Source organism: Stenotrophomonas sp. SKA14 (assembly GCF_000158575.1).
GTDB lineage: Bacteria > Pseudomonadota > Gammaproteobacteria > Xanthomonadales > Xanthomonadaceae > Stenotrophomonas > Stenotrophomonas forensis.
In genome coordinates, this window is record NZ_DS999412.1 from 2,472,116 (window position 1) to 2,491,107 (window position 18,992).

Annotated in this window: 14 protein-coding genes; 10 read left to right on the forward strand and 4 right to left on the reverse strand. The window is 66.3% G+C overall.

Annotation, left to right across the window (positions count from 1 at the left end; all coding sequences use genetic code 11):
* Positions 1–5 precede the first annotated feature (5 nt).
* From tssI to tssJ, 4 genes are all read right to left on the reverse strand, one after another.
* Positions 6–2,924 carry a type VI secretion system tip protein TssI/VgrG gene (gene tssI / locus SSKA14_RS11290; protein WP_008264661.1) on the reverse strand — a complete coding sequence of 973 codons (2,919 nt, stop codon included), beginning with the start codon at positions 2,922–2,924 and terminating at the stop codon, positions 6–8.
* Positions 2,925–2,934: 10 nt separating this feature from the next.
* On the reverse strand, positions 2,935–3,729 hold the full coding sequence (icmH, locus tag SSKA14_RS11295; RefSeq protein ID WP_006465477.1) for a type IVB secretion system protein IcmH/DotU: 795 nt from the start codon (positions 3,727–3,729) through the stop codon (positions 2,935–2,937).
* Entirely contained in the window at positions 3,726–5,060 is a 1,335-nt protein-coding gene (tssK, locus tag SSKA14_RS11300; protein WP_008265165.1) for a type VI secretion system baseplate subunit TssK, read from the reverse strand. The genes icmH and tssK overlap by 4 nt, the downstream gene beginning before the upstream one ends.
* Positions 5,061–5,276: 216 nt before the next feature.
* Positions 5,277–5,900: a type VI secretion system lipoprotein TssJ gene (gene tssJ / locus SSKA14_RS11305; protein ID WP_040007499.1), complete on the reverse strand. Its 624-nt coding sequence runs from the start codon at positions 5,898–5,900 to the stop codon at positions 5,277–5,279.
* Positions 5,901–6,153: 253 nt separating this feature from the next.
* On the opposite strand from tssJ, the gene SSKA14_RS11310 reads away from it, so the two are divergent.
* The 10 genes from SSKA14_RS11310 to SSKA14_RS11355 all read left to right on the forward strand — a co-directional run bounded on the left by SSKA14_RS11310 (position 6,154) and on the right by SSKA14_RS11355 (position 18,991).
* Positions 6,154–6,762 carry a tetratricopeptide repeat protein gene (locus SSKA14_RS11310; protein ID WP_232281380.1) on the forward strand — a complete coding sequence of 203 codons (609 nt, stop codon included), beginning with the start codon at positions 6,154–6,156 and terminating at the stop codon, positions 6,760–6,762.
* Between the two features lie 30 nt (positions 6,763–6,792).
* Positions 6,793–7,293, forward strand: a complete 501-nt coding sequence (gene tssB / locus SSKA14_RS11315; RefSeq protein WP_006465402.1) for a type VI secretion system contractile sheath small subunit — start codon at positions 6,793–6,795, stop codon at positions 7,291–7,293.
* A 3-nt stretch (positions 7,294–7,296) separates the two neighbouring features.
* Positions 7,297–8,787 (forward strand): type VI secretion system contractile sheath large subunit, encoded by a 1,491-nt coding sequence (gene tssC / locus SSKA14_RS11320; protein ID WP_040007501.1) that lies wholly within the window; start codon positions 7,297–7,299, stop codon positions 8,785–8,787.
* 146 nt (positions 8,788–8,933) lie between these two features.
* Positions 8,934–9,431 carry a type VI secretion system tube protein Hcp gene (locus SSKA14_RS11325; RefSeq protein WP_006465355.1) on the forward strand — a complete coding sequence of 166 codons (498 nt, stop codon included), beginning with the start codon at positions 8,934–8,936 and terminating at the stop codon, positions 9,429–9,431.
* Between the two features lie 126 nt (positions 9,432–9,557).
* Positions 9,558–10,046 carry a type VI secretion system baseplate subunit TssE gene (tssE, locus tag SSKA14_RS11330; RefSeq protein ID WP_006465264.1) on the forward strand — a complete coding sequence of 163 codons (489 nt, stop codon included), beginning with the start codon at positions 9,558–9,560 and terminating at the stop codon, positions 10,044–10,046.
* Positions 10,046–11,881, forward strand: coding sequence for a type VI secretion system baseplate subunit TssF (tssF, locus tag SSKA14_RS11335; protein WP_008268648.1), 1,836 nt, complete (start codon positions 10,046–10,048; stop codon positions 11,879–11,881). The genes tssE and tssF overlap by 1 nt, the downstream gene beginning before the upstream one ends.
* Entirely contained in the window at positions 11,845–12,936 is a 1,092-nt protein-coding gene (tssG, locus tag SSKA14_RS11340) for a type VI secretion system baseplate subunit TssG (protein WP_006465179.1), read from the forward strand. The genes tssF and tssG overlap by 37 nt, the downstream gene beginning before the upstream one ends.
* Before the next feature lie 66 nt (positions 12,937–13,002).
* Positions 13,003–15,756, forward strand: a complete 2,754-nt coding sequence (tssH, locus tag SSKA14_RS11345; protein ID WP_008266876.1) for a type VI secretion system ATPase TssH — start codon at positions 13,003–13,005, stop codon at positions 15,754–15,756.
* A gap of 23 nt (positions 15,757–15,779) precedes the next feature.
* Complete coding sequence (locus SSKA14_RS11350; RefSeq protein WP_008268344.1) at positions 15,780–16,130, forward strand: hypothetical protein; 351 nt, start codon at positions 15,780–15,782, stop codon at positions 16,128–16,130.
* Positions 16,131–16,249: 119 nt separating this feature from the next.
* Positions 16,250–18,991: a type VI secretion system Vgr family protein gene (locus SSKA14_RS11355; protein ID WP_008264638.1), complete on the forward strand. Its 2,742-nt coding sequence runs from the start codon at positions 16,250–16,252 to the stop codon at positions 18,989–18,991.
* Position 18,992 lies beyond the last annotated feature (1 nt).

Below are 18,992 nucleotides of genomic sequence, written 5' to 3' on the forward strand. Positions count from 1 at the left end.
CCGTCCTAGATGTCGTGGTCTTTGCCCAGCGAGGTGACGCCGGGAAGGCTGGGTGTATTGAGCCCAACCAGCTCACGTGCCTGGTGGAAGCGCTGCATGGCCATGCGGCTGAGCTGGCCGAAGTCGCCGTCGACCGCGCCATCGTAGAATCCAAGGTTCTTCAGGCGCGACTGCAACCCGGTGTGCTCGTCCGTCTGCTTCTGTGCGGCAAGATCGAGTGTCCATTCCCAGGGGTGGTTGTCGGCGCCGAACGGAAACACCTTCAGCTTGGCCTGCTTCGCGCCTTCGGGCATCTCATGCATCAGGCTGCCATCGGAGCCCAGCTCGCCTTCGAAGCGTTGCCCGCCGATGTCCAGTGTGTAGGGTTTGCCGGCCAGTCCTTGCAGCCCGAACTGCTCGACCAGGCGCAGCCCGAACTGCTGCGGTACCAGCTGCGTGCCTCGCGGAAGGTGCTCGGGAATGGCGGGGTTGGTATCGGCCCCCATGAACGGATGCTCGCCCGCCTTGACCTTGAACTCGCCCGGGCAGCTGAAGGTGATGTTGCCGCCCTCCAGCGTGATCGCACTGCTGCCGGCCTGCAGCACCACCTTGGTCTGCGCCAGCACGTCGATGCGCTCGTCGGTGGCGGTGATGGTCAGCGCCTGCTCGCTCAGCAGCTCCAGCTCGCCATCGTTGGCCTGCAGGCTGACCGGCCCCTGCGCGGCGATCACCCGCAGCGGGCCGCTCTGTGCGAACAGCGAAACATGCTCGCCGGACACGGTGGCGAGGGTCTCGCCGGCGCTGACGTGCAGGTCCTGCTGCACGGTCATCTGCAGGTTCTGCCCGGCATAGGCCACGGCGCTGGCCGCGGTGGTCCAGGCCACGTGGTGCGGCGCTTCGGCCAGCAGCAGCGGCGTGCCCAGCCGTTCCACCGGCTGCTCGCCGGGGCTGCGGCCGTCGCTGCCGGGCTTCATCGCGCTCTGCCCGTTCACGTCGCCGGTGTAGCGGCCCTGCGCCTGCGGGTCGATCTGCTCGCGCAGTTGCTTGGTGCGCTCAAATTCGGCCAGGCCCGGCACCTGCTGCTGGGCCAGGGTCTGCTGCATCTGTTCCAGGCTGCGTTCGGCGCCTTTGAGCTGCGCCACCACGCTGGCGTTGTCCATCACCGTGGATGCCGCGCGCTCCTGCAGGCTGGCCGACAGCAGCAGGCCTTCGCCGGCATGCACGTTGCCCCAGCCCTGCGTGGCCAGTTCGAAACCTTCGCCGCGCAGCGCGCCGCGGGCGGTGTCCTGATGTGCGATCAGGTAGCCCAGTTCCAGCCGGCTGTCGGCCAGCGAGCTGTGCAGGCGGGTGCGCAGCTGGCCCGGCGTATCGTCCATCACCCATTGCTGGGTGCCACTGCCGTCATGGGCCTGGGTGTGCAGGCCACTGAGCACGCCGGGATGGCGCGCGTTCTCGTCGATGCCACCACCGAAGGGTGGGGCGACCTCGCCGTTGTACAGCTGGCCGGTGATGCGCGGCTGGTCGATGTCGCCGTGCAGGAATTCGACCAGCACCTCGCTGCCCACGCGGGGCAGGAAGCTGGTGCCCCAGTTCGGGCCGGCCACCCATTCGGCCACGGCCACCCAGCTGCCGCTGGTGTGGTCGCCGGGGGCATGGCCGGGCTGGGCGCTGCCGGTGTCGGTCAGGCCACCGGGGTTGGGCGTGCTGCCGCGCTGCCAGCCGAACTGGATGCGCACCTGGTGCTCGCGGTTGGGGGTCACCGCCGCGTTGGCGATGCCGACCACGCGCGCGGTCTGCGGGCCGTGCAGGGTGGGCCGGTCCTGCGGCAGAGCGCGCAGCGGCACGCCACTGCCGGTGGCGATGAAGCTGTTGCGGTAGGCACCGCGCTCCAGTGCCGGGCTGCCCAGCAGCTCGGCGATGCCCTGGTCCAGGTTGTTCAGGGCCACGTGCTGCACCGCCAGCAGCTGGAAGGCCTGGCCTTCGTGCTGCGGATGCTGGGCCAGGCTGAAGGTGCTGCCGGCGGTCAGCTGGCGCTCGCTGCCGCTGCCGCTGTAGAGCACCTGGCCGACGCGCAGCGCATCCAGCCGCGCCTGCGCTTCGGCATCGGCCCAGCCGGACTGCGCGAAACGGCCGGCGCGCGGCTGCACATAGACCTCCAGCGCCGGCAGGCTGCCAGCGTCGGCACTGGACTGCGCGGCCACGGCACCGACCTGCTCGCTGTGCCAGCTGGCCACGGTGCTGGCGTTGGGCACCAGCTGCTGGCGCTCGGCGAAGGCGGTAATGCCATCGCGGGCCTCGGCCATGTCGGCGCGATGGAAGCGGAACGTGCCGCGGTCAGGCAGCTCGGCCCCCGGCTCGAACACCACCAGCGTGTGCGCAGCCTCATCGCCCTGCGCCTGCTCGATGCGCCAGGCCAGGCCGGCTTCGGCCAGCAGGCGGGTGACGAAGGCCCAGTCGGTCTCGCGGTACTGGGTGGTGATCGCACGGACCGGCAGTTCGGCCTGCACGTCGAAGCGGAACACTGCCTGCGGGTAGTCGGTGAAGATCTGTTCGCAGATGGCGCGGGTGTCCTGGTCCTGGAAGATCACTGCGTTGCGGCGCAGCCGCAGCAGCGCGGTCCACGGCTCCAGGATCAGCCGGTAGCGGGCCAGGCCGCCGTCGCTGCCCAGTTGCGCCGCCTCGGTGCACAGCCCGTGCCACTGCCGCAGCGCGCCGTCGGCCTGGCGCAGCTGCAGGGTCAGCGGCTGCTCCAGCCAGGATTTCAGTTCCAGGAAGGCGTCGGTGGCCAGGCAGTCGATCTGCAGGCGGTTGTCGCCGCAGACCGACTCGGTGCCTTCGAAGCGTTCGACGACCAGGCCTTCCTCGGGCCCCTTCAGCTGGATCAGGCGTTCGCGGTGCGACAGCGAGGCGAGGGATGCGAGCAGTGCGGAGCTTGGGATGTCCATATCATCAGGCTCATGGCAAGGTGATCGTGATGTGCGCGGTGCGTTCGGGCATCTGCACCACGTCGTTGTAGGCGGCCAGCTGCTGGCGCGTCTCGTGGCCCAGATAGGTGCGCATGCCGAAGAAGGCGACGATGCCAAAACAGCCGACCACCACCGCCGGCAGCCACAACGGCACCACGCGGCGCAGGCTGTGGCGCACATTGTCCGGCGGCAGCGCGTGAGGTGCGAAACCGTGGCGCTTGCCCTTCAGGTAGACGATCTCATCGCCCAGGCGGGCGGTCAGGTAGCCCAGCTTCTCGGTGCCTTCCAGCCGGTACTTGCCTTCGAAGCCCATCAGCAGGCAGTAGTGGTAGACCTCCAGCGAGGGCAGGCGCGCGGCGCCCTGTCGGCGCAGCTCTTCCAGGCGGTCGAAGAAATGCTCGCCGGCCAGGTGCTCACCGAACAGGCGCAGCTGCAGCGGGTTGCGTTCCCAGGTCTCGTGCAACGGCGAGGGCTGTGACAGGATCGCCTCGTCCACGGCAGCGCAGAATGCGTACTTGGCAGCGTAGACATCCTCGGACGCCACGCCCAGGCGCATCGCATTGCGCTCCACGCCATCGAGGAACTTCTGCACCGTCTGCACGAAGCTCTCCGCATCATGCGGCAGCTGCCCGCGCTTGAGCAGCAACAGCAGGTAGAAACCGTCGGACATCAGATCCTGCAGGCTCTGCGGGTTGGCGGCCTGCGGTGTGGGATTGGCCATCGCGCCATTGGCGGTCAGCGACGGCATCGGGCCCGGGGTCGGGGGCAGGGGGGAATTCATCATGAGGTCACCGCCACAAGTTCCATCTTCAGCTCGGCAATGCCGGCCGGCACGTAGATCATCACCGACTGCGACTTGAGCATGCGCTCATACAGCGCGCCGCGCGCGTCCAGTTCGAAGTAGTGGCTGCCAGGGCGCACCGGGATCGCAGCAGGCACCTGCGCGGCATGGGTCAGCTTCACGCCCGGCAACGCAGACAGCACGCACTTCTCCACATCATCCGGGGCGCCGACCTTGAATCGCACCGGCACGCTCTGGATCAGTTCCTGTGCCGGCAGCGACGCCGACACCGACAGGTAGAACGAGGCGTTGCCATCGATGCGCTGCGAGTCCAGCCGGCCCAGGTGGTAGGACGGCTTGATCTCGTTGAGCGCGATCTTGAAGTAGCGCGTGGAAATCACCGTATCCAGCAGTGCGCGCACGATCTCCAGCAGCTTGCGGAACGAGGCTTCCGGCTGATCGTGGCGATACACCGGCAGGTCGCCCAGCTGGTAGGCATTGGAGAAGGTGAGCAGTGCGCCTGCCATGCGCAGCAGTTCCTGGTGCAGGCGCTCGGGATGCAGCTGCGGATGATGCAGCAGATGCGCCAGCGCACTGAACGAGCTGTTGATGGTGTGCAGCAGCCAGAACGAGGCGATATCGCCGGAGCGGAACTCGATGATGTTCTGCGAGGTCTGCCGATGCAGGCCATACAGTGCGTCCACCTTGGCCTGCAGCGCGTCGAGCACCGCGCGCAGTTCGCGGTGCAGGAACGGCGAGGCCTGCAGCTGCGCGCACGGCGGAATGAACTCGTCGTCCAGCTCGAAGCCGCCGCTGGAGGTGCGCCGCACGCGTGCCACCGGCACGGTGGCGTAGGCATCGCGCGGCTGATCATCGGTCAGCAGCTTCACAGCCTTGCTGAGGAAGGCCAGTTCGGCCTCCACCGCGTCGGTGAACAGGTCCTGGGTGTCACGATTGGCCTGGCGGTAGCGGGCCAGCGCGGTGCCCTCGGCATCGGCGCAGTTGGCGCCGTCATCGCGCAGCAGTGGCAATGCCAGGTAGACCACGGTGGACTGCACGCCCGGCGGCAGATCCTGCAGCGACACCGCATCGGGCAGGCTGTCATGGGCCGGCGCGTCGTAGGTCTCGCCATCGGGAAACACGGCCGAGAGGTCGAGTGGGCGCAGCGTGCCGCCCGACAGCGCATGGGGATCGAAACGCACCCGGCGCGCACCCCAGGCATACGGATGCAGGGTCTGCGAAAGATCCTGCAGCCGCGCTTCGTGATAGGCGTCCTGACGCTGGAAATGCTGAGGGCGCAGGAACAATCCTTCACCCCAGAGAACCTTCGACATCCTGCTTACATAAGCCACGTTCAATCCTTGGAAATAGCTCGAAAATATCGTCCGCGAGGGCCGATCCCGCCATTCTCACCTTCCGCTGTGGCGAGAATCCCTATCCAGCAATGTGAAAGTGTGAGTTGGATCTCACATTAGACGCGCGGCGGCAAACGTTGCGTCAGGGGATACTATCGCATCGGCGAAATCGAGTGCCAGAATTCCGGCGCGGGATTACTTCGCACCCGCACAGCGGATCGATGCAAGACTGCCTGGATCGCCGGAAATCCGTGTCAACAAGGCCTTGCTGTCACTGGTCAGTGCACAGGCATGGATACCGATGGTGACGCCGTCCTGTGGGAGAGTCTTGCCCTTTGTGTCGAAGGCCAGTCGCCAGCGATTCTCGGCCGGGGCGCGGAACAGGGCGACCACCCCAAGCACTGCACTTCCTTCACTCAACTGCTCGGACAATTCCTGCCGGGCACCGGGGGTCAGTACGACTTCGTTGACCGACAGCAGGTCCGCACCCAGGGCCGCCTGCTCGCCGGCCTGGTCCAGGAAGGCGTTGAAGGGGGCCTGTTCGAAGCGTTGCAGGCTGCGCAGGTGGTAGATCTTGACCACCGCGGCAGTGGCCCGCTTGTCATTGCCGGCATTGAGGTTGCTGCCGGCGTACAGGCGAAGCGGGATGGTCGGGGGCGCCTGGGGCTTTTCCTCACGGATGCCGACCGCCTGCAGGGTCTTGTCCATCGCTTTACCCAACTTGCTGTCGCTTGCGCAACCTGCCAGGGAGCCGGACATAATCAGGGAGAAAATCGTGACGGAGATCACGCGGCGGAATCGGAAAAGTTGCGCATTCATGTGCAGTCGGCGGGCTCGGAGTGCGGGGTAAAAGGTGCGCGTATATGCGTTTTTGCTCGCGAATATCACATCGGGATGTGAAGAGTGTGTCTATCGGATTCGCCATATTCTTGACGAAATTCACTATACCGGCGCGTATTCGCGAATGTACACTGCCGCCGACAGGGGCAGGAATCCCGTGTGTTGTATCGGCGGAGATTCGGCTTCCTTTAGGAACTAATTTCGACGAGGGATCACTATGGAAGTGAAGGCAATGGGGAAGGCTGTGTACCGGCCGATGTTCGCGCTGATGATGTTCTCGGGCCTGGCGGCCTGCGCATCGGCACCGAAGAAGGCCGAGGTCGTGCCGTTCGAAACCACGCTGAGCAACGCGGAGGCGCAGGTCACCGCTGGCGGTGCCGATGCCGCGATCAGTGCGTTCGAAGTGGCGGCCAAGGCCGACCCGACGCGCAAGGAGCCGTGGGTGCGCATCGCACAGCTGCAGTTCGATCAGGGCCAGTACGCCCGCGCGATCGTCGCGGCGGAAGAGGTGCTTCAGCGCGACCCCAATGATCTGGTGGCCGATGGCGTGATCACCGTTGCCGGTTTCCGCGTTGCCAACCAGTCGCTCACCCGCCTGCAGGGACGTGGTGCACTGGCGTCGGACACCGCACGCAAGGAAGCACAGACGCTGGCCACCACCCTGCGCAACACCATGGGTGACGCGATTCTCGATCCGACGCCCAAGCCCAAGCCGCGCAGCCGCGCCCGCGCAGGTCGTGCCGTCGCACCGGCCGCCAACGCGCAGCCCGCCGCCACGCAGCCGGCCAAGCCCGCTGCCCGCTCGAACACCTCCGATCCGTTCCAGAACATCGGCAACTGATCCGGAACCGGCCCCAGTCAGGAGACACTCATGGCCAAGAAGGAAAGCATCCAGAAGCGGCTGCAGAAGATCCGCCCGCCGCGCGTCCAGCTCACCTACGATGTGGAGAAGGGTGACGCGATCGAGCAGAAGGAACTGCCGTTCGTGGTCGGCGTGATGGGCGATTTCAGTGGCAACCCGGAGCAGCCGCTGCCGAAGGTGAAGGATCGCAAGTTCGTCAACGTCGATCTGGACAACTTCGATGAAGTGATGGAAGGCATCGCGCCGCGCGCGGTGTATCGCGTGCCGAACAGGATCAGCGACGAAGGTGGCGAGTTCGGCGTCGAGCTGAAGTTCAATTCGATCGAGGATTTCCGCCCCGAATCGGTGGTGGAGCAGATCGAGCCGTTGCGCCGGTTGCTCGAGTCCCGTACCAAGCTGGCTGATCTTCGCAACAAGCTGGCTGGCAACGAGAAGCTGGAAGACCTGCTGACCGATGTGCTCAACAACACCGAGCAGCTGAAGAAGCTCGGCGTGACCAAGGAGGACTGACCCATGTCAGCTGAAGCCAGCCAGTTGGCCGCCCAGGCCGTCGAAACCGAAGAGGTGGGCCTGCTCGACCAGATCGTCGAGAAGAGCAAGGTCGCCAAGTCCAAGACCGAGCATGATCGCGCCAAGGACATCATCGCCGCCCTGGCGAAGGAAGTCCTCGACGGCACCGTGGTGGTCTCCGACAACCTCAACCTGACCCTTGACGCACGCATCGCCGAGATCGACCGGATCATTTCCGAGCAGCTCAGCGCGGTCATGCATGCCGAGCCGTTCCAGAAGCTGGAAGGCAGCTGGCGGGGCCTGCATTACCTGTGCCAGCAGACCTCCACTGGCCCGAACATGAAGATCAAGGTCTTCAATTCGCCGCAGAAGGACCTGGTCAAGGACTTCAAGTCGGCCATCGACTTCGACCAGAGCGCGTTGTTCAAGAAGGTCTACGAGGAAGAATTCGGCACCTTCGGCGGTGCACCGTTCGGCGCACTGATCGGTGACTACTTCCTGGGCCGCCAGCCGGAGGACATGTACTTCATCGAGCAGATGTCGCACGTGGCCGCAGCGGCGCATGCGCCGTTCATTTCCGCCGCCGGCGAAGGCATGTTCGGCCTGGAAACGTTCACCGACCTGGGCAAGCCGCGTGACCTGGCCAAGGTGTTCGACACCGTCGAGTACGCCAAGTGGAAGTCGTTCCGCGAGAGCGAGGACAGCCGCTACGTGGGCTTGACCATGCCGCGCTTCCTCGGCCGCCTGCCGTACAACCCGAAGGACGGCACCACGGTCGAGGGGTTCAACTTCGTCGAAGAGATCGAAGCAGCCGACCACAGCAAGTTTCTGTGGTGCAACACCGCCTACGCGATGGGCGCGCGCCTGACCCAGGCGTTCGAGAGCTTCGGCTGGTGCGCGGCCATCCGCGGCGTGGAGGGCGGTGGCCTGGTCGAAGACCTGCCGACCCATACCTTCCGCACCGACGATGGTGAAGTGGCGCTGAAGTGCCCGACCGAAGTGGCGATCACCGATCGTCGTGAAAAAGAGCTCAGTGACCTCGGCTTCATGCCGCTGGTGCACTGCAAGAATACCGACTACGCCGCGTTCTTCGGCGCACAGTCGGCGCAGAAGCCGAAGAAGTACAACACCGATTCGGCCAATGCCAACGCGATCCTGTCTGCACAGCTGCAGTACATCTTCGCGGTCTCGCGCATCGCCCATTACCTCAAGGCGATGATGCGCGAGAAGATCGGCAGCTTCGCTTCGGCGGGCAACGTCGAGGAATTCCTGAACCGTTGGATCGCCCAGTACGTGCTGCTGGACGACAACGCGTCGCAGGAAGCCAAGGCGCAGTTCCCGCTGCGTGAAGCCTCTGTGCAGGTTTCGGAGGTGCCGGGCAAGCCCGGTGTCTACCGCGCGGTGGCCTTCATCAGGCCGCATTTCCAGCTCGATGAGCTGTCTGTTTCGTTGCGTCTGGTCGCCGAACTGCCGGCGTCCGCGAAAAAGTCGTAACGATTTGCTTCAACTGAAGCGTCCAGGGGAGTCCGCTCCCCGGATTGCAGTGACGCTTATTTCAAGAGGGCGTAGCCCCCCTTAACCGCCAGGCCCGCGCCTGGCACATCAAATCTCACGGAAGAACGGAATTTAGGAGACCAGATATGCAGCACGCTTTCCTCTCGATTGACACCATCAAGGGCGAGTCGCACGACGACAAGCACAAGGACTGGATCGAAATCCAGTCGTTCTCGCAGGACCTGTTGCAGCCGCGTTCGGCCACCGCGTCGACCTCCGGCGGCACCACCGCAGCCCGCGTGAACCTGTCCCCGATCGAAATCACCAAGTCGATCGACCTCGCTTCCACGGCCCTCAACCAGGCCGCCTCCAACGGCACCACCTTCCCGAAGGCGCAGATCCAGTTCATGCGCGCCGACAAGGACGGCAACGCGATCAATTACTACACGGTCGAGCTGCTGAACGTGCTGGTCCACCGCGTCACCACCACGGTGGACAAGGAAGGCATGCCCCAGGAAGTTGTTCAGTTGAGCTTCGGCGCCATCAAGTGGACTTACCAGCAGCAGAAGCCGGAAGGCGGAGTTGGTGGCAAGACCGTCGCGCAGTGGAGTGCAACCAAGAACATCCCGAACTACACCGTGTGATGTTGTGTCGCTGCGATGGCGCCTCGTGCGCCATCGCAGTCTGATCGCCGGGCAAGGCCAGGAACGGCCTTGCCTTTGATGCACCGCTGCCGCCCGCACGGATGCCGAACCTGAGTGGATCGACCAATGAAGGGACTCGAACCCAGCCTGCTGGAAAAACTGTTCGACGACGCCCCCAAGCAGACGGGCGCCGGGCCGGTCTTCAAGTCCGTCTCGCTGGAGCAGTACAAGGAATCCATCGCCCGCGACCTGGAGGGGCTGTTGAACTCGCGCGCCGCGTTCCAGGAAGGCGACATGAAGGAATTCCCCAATTGCCGGCAATCGCTGCTGACCTACGGGTTGGCGGACTTCTCCGCGATGAGCCTGGCCAACGCCTACGATCGTGCTGCCATCTGCCGCTCGCTGGAGCAGGCCGTGGCGCGCCATGAGCGCCGCCTGCGCAACGTCAACGTCCATCTGGATGCGGGCAACCAGTTTGCCGGCGGGCTGCATTTCACCATCCATGCGCTGCTCGACCTGGAGCCTGCGCGCGAGCCGGTCAGCTTCGATGCGATGCTGCAACCCTCGACCCTGCAGTACCAGGTCACCCGCGCACGTCGCACGCAGGCCGCCTGATGCAGGACCTGCTGCCTTACTACGAACGCGAGCTGGGCTACCTCCGCCGTTACGGGCGCGAGTTCGCCGAGCGCTACCCGAAGATCGCCGGTCGCCTGCAGCTCTCCGCCGAGGGCAGCCAGGACCCGCATGTCGAGCGCCTGATCGAGGCCTTCGCGCTGCTCAGTGCGCGCGTATCCAAGCGCATCGAGGATGACTATCCCGAGTTCACCGACGCACTGCTGGATGTGCTCTATCCGCACTATCTGCGGCCGTTCCCCTCCTGCTCGATCGCCCATTTCGATACCGAAGGGGTGGCCTCCAAGCTGAGCGCGCCGGTACGCGTGCCGCGTGGAACCGCCGTCCAGAGTCGTCCGGTCCGGGGCGTGCCCTGCGATTTCCGTACGGCCTACGATGTGGTGCTGGCGCCGGTCGGCGTGCAGCAGGTGGTCTATCGCAGCGTCGCCGATGCGCCAATGGCGACGACCCTGCCGGCCGGAACCGGTGGCCAGATCTCGATGGGCTTCCAGCTGCTGTCCGATCAGCTGGGTTTTCACCAGCTGGGTACCGATCGCCTGCGCCTGTTCCTCGATGGCGAGCCGTCGGTACGGGCTGCGCTACGCGATGCCCTGATGCTTGGCGTGAAGGCGGCCTACGTCGAATCCGATGGCGACGGACGCTGGCGGCGCCTGGACAGCGTGCCGTTGAGCCCGGTCGGGTTCGCCGACGATGAGGCCCTGATCGACTTTCCGGCGCGCTCGCACCCGGCCTATCGGCTGTTGACCGAACTGTTCGCCTATCCCGAGAAATTCGGCTTTGTCGACCTGCACCTGCCGTCGGTGACGGCGGGTGCGAGCCGACGCTTCACCCTTCACCTGGTGCTGCACGCCCAGGGCCAGGATCGGGGCAATGCGATGGTCCTGGAGGAGCTGGGCGCACACAACGTGCGCCTTGGCTGCACGCCCATCGTCAATCTGTTCCGCACCAGCGGCGAGCCGATCCGTGTCACCCATCGTACGGTGAACTACCCGGTGCTGGCGGATGCACGCCGCGCGTTCGCCTATGAAGTGCATTCAATCGACTCGGTGCACCGCATCCGGCAGACGCCGCAGGGCGAGCTGATCCAGGCATTCCGGCCGTTCTATTCGCTGCATCATGGCGAAGACCCCGAGCGCACCGGCCAGTACTGGGTGGCGCGGCGGGACGAAGACATCGCGCGGCAGAGCCCGGGTTTCGAAACCGAGATCAGCTTTGTTGACCTGTCGTTCAATCCGGTACTGCCGCAGACTGATACGGTCAGCCTGGAGCTGACCTGCAGCAATCGCGACCTGCCCAACCAGCTGGCGTTCGGCGTCGCCGGAGGCGACCTGACCATCGAGGGCGGCAGCCCGGCCAAGGCGATCAGCCTGCTGCGCAAGCCGACCAAGCCGCTGCGATTCCGCCATGGCCGCAACGCACAGTGGCGCCTGATCTCGCACCTGTCGTTGAACCAGCTGTCGCTCACTGCCAGCGGGCTTCCGGCACTGAAGGAGATGCTGCGCCTGTACGACCTGTCCGGCAGCAATGTGTCGGCCCGCCAGATTGACGGCATCCTCGAACTGCAACAGACGCCGGTGACCACCTGGATGCACGGCCGCCAGTTCGCCTCGGTGGTGCGTGGCCTGGAAATCCGCTTGACCATCAATGAGGCCCATTTCGTGGGAACCGGCGTGGCCGCCTTCGCCCAGGTGATGGACCACTTCTTTGCACTCTACGTGCATGCCAACAGCTTTACCCGACTGGTGCTGGTATCCGGCGACAGCGGAGAGGAGATCGTCCGATGCCCAGCGCGCAGCGGCGAATCGATCCTGGCGTAGCCCAGCAGCTGCTGGCCGAACCACACCGCTTCGAGTTCTTCCAGGCGGTGCGCCTGCTTGAACAGGTGTTCCAGCGCCAGGGCGTCAAGCCCGGCCAGGCGGTGCCGATGCGCGTGCGCTTCCGCAACTCGCTGTCGCTGGGGTTTCCGGCCACCGAGTTGTCGGCCGAGGGCGAGGTGTATTCGCTCAAGGGTGAGCGGCTGTTGGACCGCGAGGCCGTGGAACAGGCGCTGCATGGCGAGGAGCTCGCCGAGGTCCACCTGACGCCGCAGTTCATGGGCTTGCTGGGGACGGCCGGTGCACTGCCCCTGCACTACACCGAAACCCTGCAGCTGCGCGAGCTCTACCAGCGCGACCGGACCGCGCGGGCGTTCCTGGACATCTTCTCCACCCGTGCGGTGTCACTGCATTACGCCGCCTGGAAGAAACATCGCCTGGCGCTGCAGTACGAGCTGGACCGCCGTGAGCGCTTCCTGCCGCTGGTGCTGTCGTTGCTGGGCATGGGCATGAGCGAGCTGCGCGACCGCTTGCACGAGGGCGACGGCGAGATCTTTGACCAGGCGGTGGCCTATTACGCCGGCGCGGTGCGGCAACGACCGGTCTCGGCGGCGCTGATGCAGCGCGTGCTGTCGGACTATTTCCAGGTACCACTGCACCTGGAGCAGTTCGTGGGCGCGTGGTACCGGGTGCCGCCGGGGCAGGCGACCCGCCTGGGCCAGGCCAATGCGGTGCTGGGTGCCAGTGCGCTGGCCGGTGATCGGGTGTGGCAGCGCGACCTGCGCCTGCGCCTGCGCATCGGGCCGCTGCGCCGCGACCAGTTCGATGCGTTCCTGCCGGGTGGCAGTGCCGCCGAAGCGCTGTCCAAATGGCTGTCGCTGCTGACCGGCGGCATTCTTGAGTATGAAGTTCGCCTGGTGCTGCGCGCCGAGGATGTGCAGGGCAGCGCACTCGGTAGCGCAGGGAGCGTCCGCCTGGGCTGGGACAGCTACCTGTGCACCCGGCCGCAGGATACCTCGCGTGAGGACACCACCTATGGCATCCACACATTGCAATGACACTGCGCCGATGGCGTCCGCGCCATCGGCCCCCGAACGGTTCCAGCAAGGAGTGCGCGTTTCCGCATGAGCATCAACCTCAAGACCCTGATCAGCAAACTGGACGACACCTGCCGGCAGGCCGCCGAACGGGCGGCGAACCTGTGCATGGCACGCGGCAACTACGAGGTGGACCTGGAACACCTGTTCCTGGCCCTGCTGGAACAGCCGCAGAGCGATTTCGTGTTGATAGCACGGCGCAGCGGCATCCTGCCCGAGTCGCTGGAACGCGATCTCAACGATGAGATCAGCCAGTTCAAGACCGGCAACAGCCGCACTCCGGTGTTCTCCCAGCACATTCCCAAGCTGTTCGAGCATGCCTGGCTGATCGCCTCGCTTGACTCGGAAACCACCCGCATCCGCAGCGGCCATCTGCTGCTGGCCCTGCTGACCGAACCCGACCTGGCGCAGCTGGCTTACCGGGGCTCCAAGCTCTTCGTGCGCTTCAAGCGCGACGAGCTCAAGCACGACTTCGCCAAGCTCACCGAGGGCTCGCAGGAAGCGGTGCAGACCGTGCGCTTCGCCGATGCCTCCGCCGCCGGTGAAGCGGGCGAGGACGAGGGCGCGGTACCGGGCGAGGCCAAGGGCGGCCTGTCCAAGACGCCGGCCCTGGACCAGTTCACCACCAACCTGACCCAGCGGGCGCGCGATGGAAAAATCGACCCGGTGATCGGCCGCGATGGCGAGATCCGCCAGGTGATCGACATCCTGATGCGCCGCCGCCAGAACAATCCGATCCTTACCGGCGAGGCCGGCGTCGGCAAGACCGCCGTGGTCGAGGGGCTGGCCCGCCGCATCGCCGACAAGGACGTGCCGGACGTGCTGCAGGGTGTGGAGCTGCACACTTTGGACATGGGCCTGCTGCAGGCTGGCGCCAGCGTCAAGGGCGAATTCGAGAATCGCCTGAAGAACGTGATCGACGAGGTCAAGAAGAGCCCGCATCCGATCATCCTGTTCATCGACGAAGCGCACACCATGATCGGTGCCGGCGGTACCGCCGGCCAGAACGATGCAGCCAACCTTCTGAAGCCGGCACTGGCTCGCGGCGAGCTGCGCACCATCGCCGCCACCACCTGGGGCGAGTACAAGAAGTACTTCGAGAAGGACGCCGCGCTGGCGCGCCGCTTCCAGGTGGTGAAGGTCGAGGAACCGAGCGAGGCGCTGGCTGCGGCGATGTTGCGTGGCATGGTCGGGCTGATGGAGGCGCACTTCAACATCCGCGTGCTGGATGAGGCGGTGACCGAAGCAGTGCGCCTGTCGCACCGCTACATCAGCGGCCGCCAGCTGCCGGACAAGGCAGTCAGCGTGCTCGACACCGCGTGTGCGAAGGTCGCGCTGGGGCAGAGCGCCACTCCGGCGATCATCGAAGACACCCGCAAGCATCTGGACCGGCTGCAGGCGGAGATTTCCGCACTTCAGCGCGAGACGGCCGGTGGCAGCGACCAGCATGGCGAACGCCTGGCTGAACTGCATGCACAACAGGCCGAAGCGCAGGCCGTGCTGACCAGCAACGAAGAGCGCCTGGGCCGCGAACGTGACCTGGCCGGCCGCATCGCCGTACTGCGCCAGCAGATGGAGCAGGGCGAGGCTGCATCGGGCGATCCCGAGCCGTCCAACGACGACAACGAAGGCGATGTTGCCGTGGCCAAGCCGGCTGCCAAGCGCGGCAAGGCCAAGGCCGAACTCTCGCCGCAGCATGCCGAGCTGGCGCGGTTACAGGCAGAACTGCGTGAGCTGCAGGGCGAAACCCCGATGGTGCCGTTGCAGGTCGACGGCACCGTGGTGGCCGAAATCGTTTCGGCCTGGACCGGCGTGCCGCTGGGTCGCATGGTCAAGGATGAAATCCGCACCGTGCGTACGCTCGGCAATCTGTTGGTCGAGCGCGTCATCGGCCAGGACCATGCACTGGATGCGATCGCCCAGCGCGTGCGCACCGCGACCGCCAAGCTGGAAGACCCGAACAAGCCGCGCGGCGTGTTCATGTTCGTCGGCCCGTCCGGCGTCGGCAAGACCGAGACCGCGCTGGCCCTGGCCGACATCCTGTATGGCGGCGAGCGCAAGCTGGTCACCATCAACATGAGCGAGTACCAGGAAGCGCACAGCGTGTCCGGCCTGAAGGGCTCGCCGCCGGGCTACGTGGGTTACGGCGAAGGCGGCGTGCTGACCGAAGCCGTGCGCCGCAACCCGTACAGCGTGGTGCTGCTGGATGAAGTCGAGAAGGCACATCCGGACGTGCTGGAAATGTTCTTCCAGGTGTTCGACAAGGGCATGATGGATGATGCCGAAGGTCGTGAGATCGACTTCCGCAACACGCTGATCATCCTCACCTCCAACATCGGTTCCTCGCAGATCATGCAGGCCTGCCTGAACAAGCCGGCCGAAGAGATCCCGGGTGCAGAGGCATTGTCCGACGCGCTGCGCCCGGTGCTGATGCGCACCTTCAAGCCGGCCTTCCTCGGTCGCCTGAAGGTGGTGCCGTATTACCCCATCAACGATGACGTGCTGGCGCAGATCATCACGCTCAAGCTCGGCCGCATCCGCGACCGCGTCATCGCCAATCACAAGGCCACCTTCAGCTGGGACGACAGCCTGGTGGAGGCCGTGCTTGCACGTTGCACCGAAGTGGACTCGGGTGCGCGCAACGTTGACCACATCCTCAATGGAACCCTGCTGCCGGAAATCGCCGAGAGCGTGCTGGCGGCAATGGCCGAAGGGAACCGGATCAACGCCATCAAGGTCACCGCCGGCAAGAAGGGTGACTTCAAATACAAAGTGTCATGACACTGAGCAGAAGGAGAACGCTGATGGAATTCTATGGATTTGACCGCGAAGCGGCCCTCAACCACTGCGACAGCCTGGAACTGGGGCTGGGCCGTGAACTGGACCGCGTGCGTGCCTGGAACCGGCTGCGCCCGGAGCACGTGATCGAACTGCTGGATACCGCCGTACCGGCGGCCCGCCAGGACGCCCGCAACATCGCCGCACAGATCAGCCGCGGTTCCTGGCGCATCCACATGGACGCCCCGGTGGTCGGCAAGCCGCAGCTGGTGAGCAACGTACGCGAACTACAGATCACCGCCGGCGGGCGCGACTACCGCCTGAAGATCAGCGAGGGCGTGCGCCTGCAGCTGGAAGAGATCGTCCAGGCTGCCTGATGGCCGTGCGTGCCTGCGCCCCGGTCGGGACGCAGGCCGCGCGGGCGCGGGAAGCGGAGTACACCGATGCGCATGCCGCATGCAGACCACCTTGAGGCACGGGAAGTAGGGGAAGCACCATGGATCTGGTAAACAACCTGCGGGCCGCGCTGGCCGGCCCTTCGCACGCCCAGCGCTTCCTGCGGCTGCACACGTCGCTGGGGAGCGATGTGCTGGTGGCCGAAACCCTCGATGGCGTCGAGCAGATCGACGGCATCGGCTTCCAGTGGACGATCACCGCACTGTCGCTGGATGCCGGCCTGTCACTGGCGCCGCTGATCGGGCAGGGCGCACTGCTGCAGCTGCAGCAGGCCGACGGCAGCCTGCGCCCGTTGCACGGTCGCATCACCGCCGCCGAGCGGCTGGGCAGCAATGGCGGCCTGGCGCGCTATCGGCTGCGCCTGCAGCCGTGGCTGGCGTTCCTGTCGCAGCGGGTGGACAGCTACGTCTTCCACGACAAGACCGTGGTCGAGATCGTCGAAGACCTGTTCGCCGACTACAGCGGGTTGGCGCCGGCCTGGCGCTGGTCGCTGGGTGACGCCAGCCAGTACGCGCGGCGCAGCCTGACCACGCAGTATCAGGAAAGCGATCTTGCCTTCGTCCAGCGCCTGCTGGCCGAGGAAGGCATCTATTACTGGTTCGAGCATGCCGGCGAGCCCGGCGGCGCGGACTTCGGCACGCACACCCTGGTGCTGGCCGACCACGGCAACGACACCACCGAACTGGGCCGCGTGCGCTTCCATCGCCGCGACGAGAGCGAGCGCAGCGACAGCGTGCAGCAGTGGTCCGCCGCGCACCGCTGGCGGCCGGGCAAGGTCGAGCGTACGACCTGGGACTACCGCACCCTGGAGCGTCGCCAGGCCAGCGCCGAGGCCGGGCAGGGCAACGACCTGGGCATTGTCGACCGTGATACCTGCGGCCCGTATGGCTGGCAGGACAACGCACGCGGCCAGCGCCGCGCGCAGCAGCATCTGGACGCGCTGCGCGTGCGCGCCCATACCATCGATGGCGCCGGCCAATGGCGCGCACTGGCGCCCGGTGCGCGCTTCGGCCTGTCGCAGCACCCGCAGGTCGGCGAGGACGCACAGTTCCTGTGCCTGTCGGTGCTGCACCAGGCGCGCAACAACCTCGATGCCGACGTGTTCGACGCTCTGGAACAGACCCTGGGTCCGTCCAGCGTGGCCGTGCCGGCGCTGCCGGACGCGCTGTCCGGGCTGGCCTATGGCCAGGCGCCGGGCGAGGTGTCCACTGCGTTCTACGACAACCGCTTCGTCGCCATCCCGGCCGAAGTGAACTACCGGCCACAGACCGAGGACGGCCACGGCGCGCACCTGCATCCGCGGCCGACCATCACCGGTACGCTCAGCGCGATCGTGGTCAGCGACGGCGACCCGCTGCTGTCCGACCGCGACCATCGCATCAAGGTGCAGTTCCCGTGGCAGCGCGGCGGCAACGCCAGCAGCGGCCTGGCCCATCCCGGCGGCGACGACAACGCACCGGCCAATGGCGGCGCCTGGACCTGGGTGCGGGTGATGACCCCGTGGGCCGGCGACAACTGGGGCGGCGTGGTGCTGCCGCGGCGTGGGCAGGAAGTGCTGGTGGCGTTCCTGGAAGGCGACATCGACCGCCCGGTGGTGGTCGGTGCGGTCTACAACGGCCGCGGCCAGCAGGACGCACAGCACAACCAGATCAACGGCGGGGGCGCCACCGCCACCGGCAACGCCGCCGCCTGGTTCGAGGGCAACGACCACGCCGCGGTGTACACCGGCTTCAAGAGCCAGGCGCTGGCCGACAGTCAAGGCGGTACCGGCGGCTACCAGCAGCTGCGCTTCGACGACACGCCCGGGCAGGGCCGCGCGCAGCTGTCCACCACCCAGCACGAGACCACGCTGACCCTGGGGCATCTGAAGGGCGGCCAGGACAATGTGCGCGAAGGCGAGCGGGGATTCGGCGTGGAGCTGTCCACCCAGGCCCAGGGCGCACTGCGCGCCGGCCGCGGCCTGCTGCTGACCACCGAGCAGGGCACGCCGCAGATGGCCGCGCCGCAGGCGCTGAGCCAGCTGCAGGAAAGCCAGCAGCTGCTGCAGCAGCTGGCCGAATCGGCCGCCAACCAGCAGGCGCAGCTGCCCGGCGAGCCGACCGAGCTGCCGGTGGACACCACCCTGACCGAGCTGCAGGAGACGCTGCGCGCCACCCACAGCGGCAGTGCCGCCGGCAGCATCGCCGGTGGCGAAGGTGAAGCACCGGGCTGGAGTGCACCGGTGCTGCTGGGCAGCGGCGTGGCCGGCGTGCTGAGCCTGACCCCGGCCGACCAGGTCTGGGTCAGCGGCACCCACACCACGCTGGCCAGCGGCGTGGCACTGAACTGGATGACGCAGGGCTCGTTGACGATGGCGGTGGCCGGCGGTCTGGTGCTGTACACCGCCGGCGTGCAGCCCAGCGGTGAAAGCCCGAACCAGGAGCGCGGCATCGCGCTGCACGCCGCGCAGGGCAAGGTGAGCGCGCGTGCGCACAAGAACCAGATGATCGTGGCGGCCAAGACAAAGGTACGCATCGCCAGTACCGAGGCGGACGTGCAGCTGTCGGCACCGAGCAAGCATCTGCTGGCGACGGCGGCAGGGGCCTATATCCGGATCGAGGGCGACAACATCGAGCTGGGCGCGCCGGGCAAGGTGGAGTTCAAGGCCAGCCAGCGGGATTGGGTGGGGCCGGCGAGTGTGGGGGGGGAGGCGAAGATGCCGACTGGTACACACAAGGCGTGTGAGTTCCGAGTGCGAGCCGCCGAAAAGTCTGGCGCTGGCCTGGTTCCGCTCGGTGGCTGAC

Excerpts from the sequence above, each read along its gene's own strand:
- tssH (WP_008266876.1), top strand. The coding sequence starts at position 13,003 with ATGAGCATCAACCTCAAGACCCTGATCAGCAAACTGGACGACACCTGC.
- tssJ (WP_040007499.1), bottom strand. The coding sequence starts at position 5,900 with ATGAATGCGCAACTTTTCCGATTCCGCCGCGTGATCTCCGTCACGATT.
- tssC (WP_040007501.1), top strand. The coding sequence starts at position 7,297 with ATGTCAGCTGAAGCCAGCCAGTTGGCCGCCCAGGCCGTCGAAACCGAA.
- tssK (WP_008265165.1), bottom strand. The coding sequence starts at position 5,060 with ATGTCGAAGGTTCTCTGGGGTGAAGGATTGTTCCTGCGCCCTCAGCAT.
- tssF (WP_008268648.1), top strand. The coding sequence starts at position 10,046 with ATGCAGGACCTGCTGCCTTACTACGAACGCGAGCTGGGCTACCTCCGC.
- SSKA14_RS11350 (WP_008268344.1), top strand. The coding sequence starts at position 15,780 with ATGGAATTCTATGGATTTGACCGCGAAGCGGCCCTCAACCACTGCGAC.
- SSKA14_RS11310 (WP_232281380.1), top strand. The coding sequence starts at position 6,154 with ATGGGGAAGGCTGTGTACCGGCCGATGTTCGCGCTGATGATGTTCTCG.
- SSKA14_RS11325 (WP_006465355.1), top strand. The coding sequence starts at position 8,934 with ATGCAGCACGCTTTCCTCTCGATTGACACCATCAAGGGCGAGTCGCAC.
- icmH (WP_006465477.1), bottom strand. The coding sequence starts at position 3,729 with ATGATGAATTCCCCCCTGCCCCCGACCCCGGGCCCGATGCCGTCGCTG.
- tssI (WP_008264661.1), bottom strand. The coding sequence starts at position 2,924 with ATGGACATCCCAAGCTCCGCACTGCTCGCATCCCTCGCCTCGCTGTCG.
- tssE (WP_006465264.1), top strand. The coding sequence starts at position 9,558 with ATGAAGGGACTCGAACCCAGCCTGCTGGAAAAACTGTTCGACGACGCC.
- tssG (WP_006465179.1), top strand. The coding sequence starts at position 11,845 with ATGCCCAGCGCGCAGCGGCGAATCGATCCTGGCGTAGCCCAGCAGCTG.
- tssB (WP_006465402.1), top strand. The coding sequence starts at position 6,793 with ATGGCCAAGAAGGAAAGCATCCAGAAGCGGCTGCAGAAGATCCGCCCG.
- SSKA14_RS11355 (WP_008264638.1), top strand. The coding sequence starts at position 16,250 with ATGGATCTGGTAAACAACCTGCGGGCCGCGCTGGCCGGCCCTTCGCAC.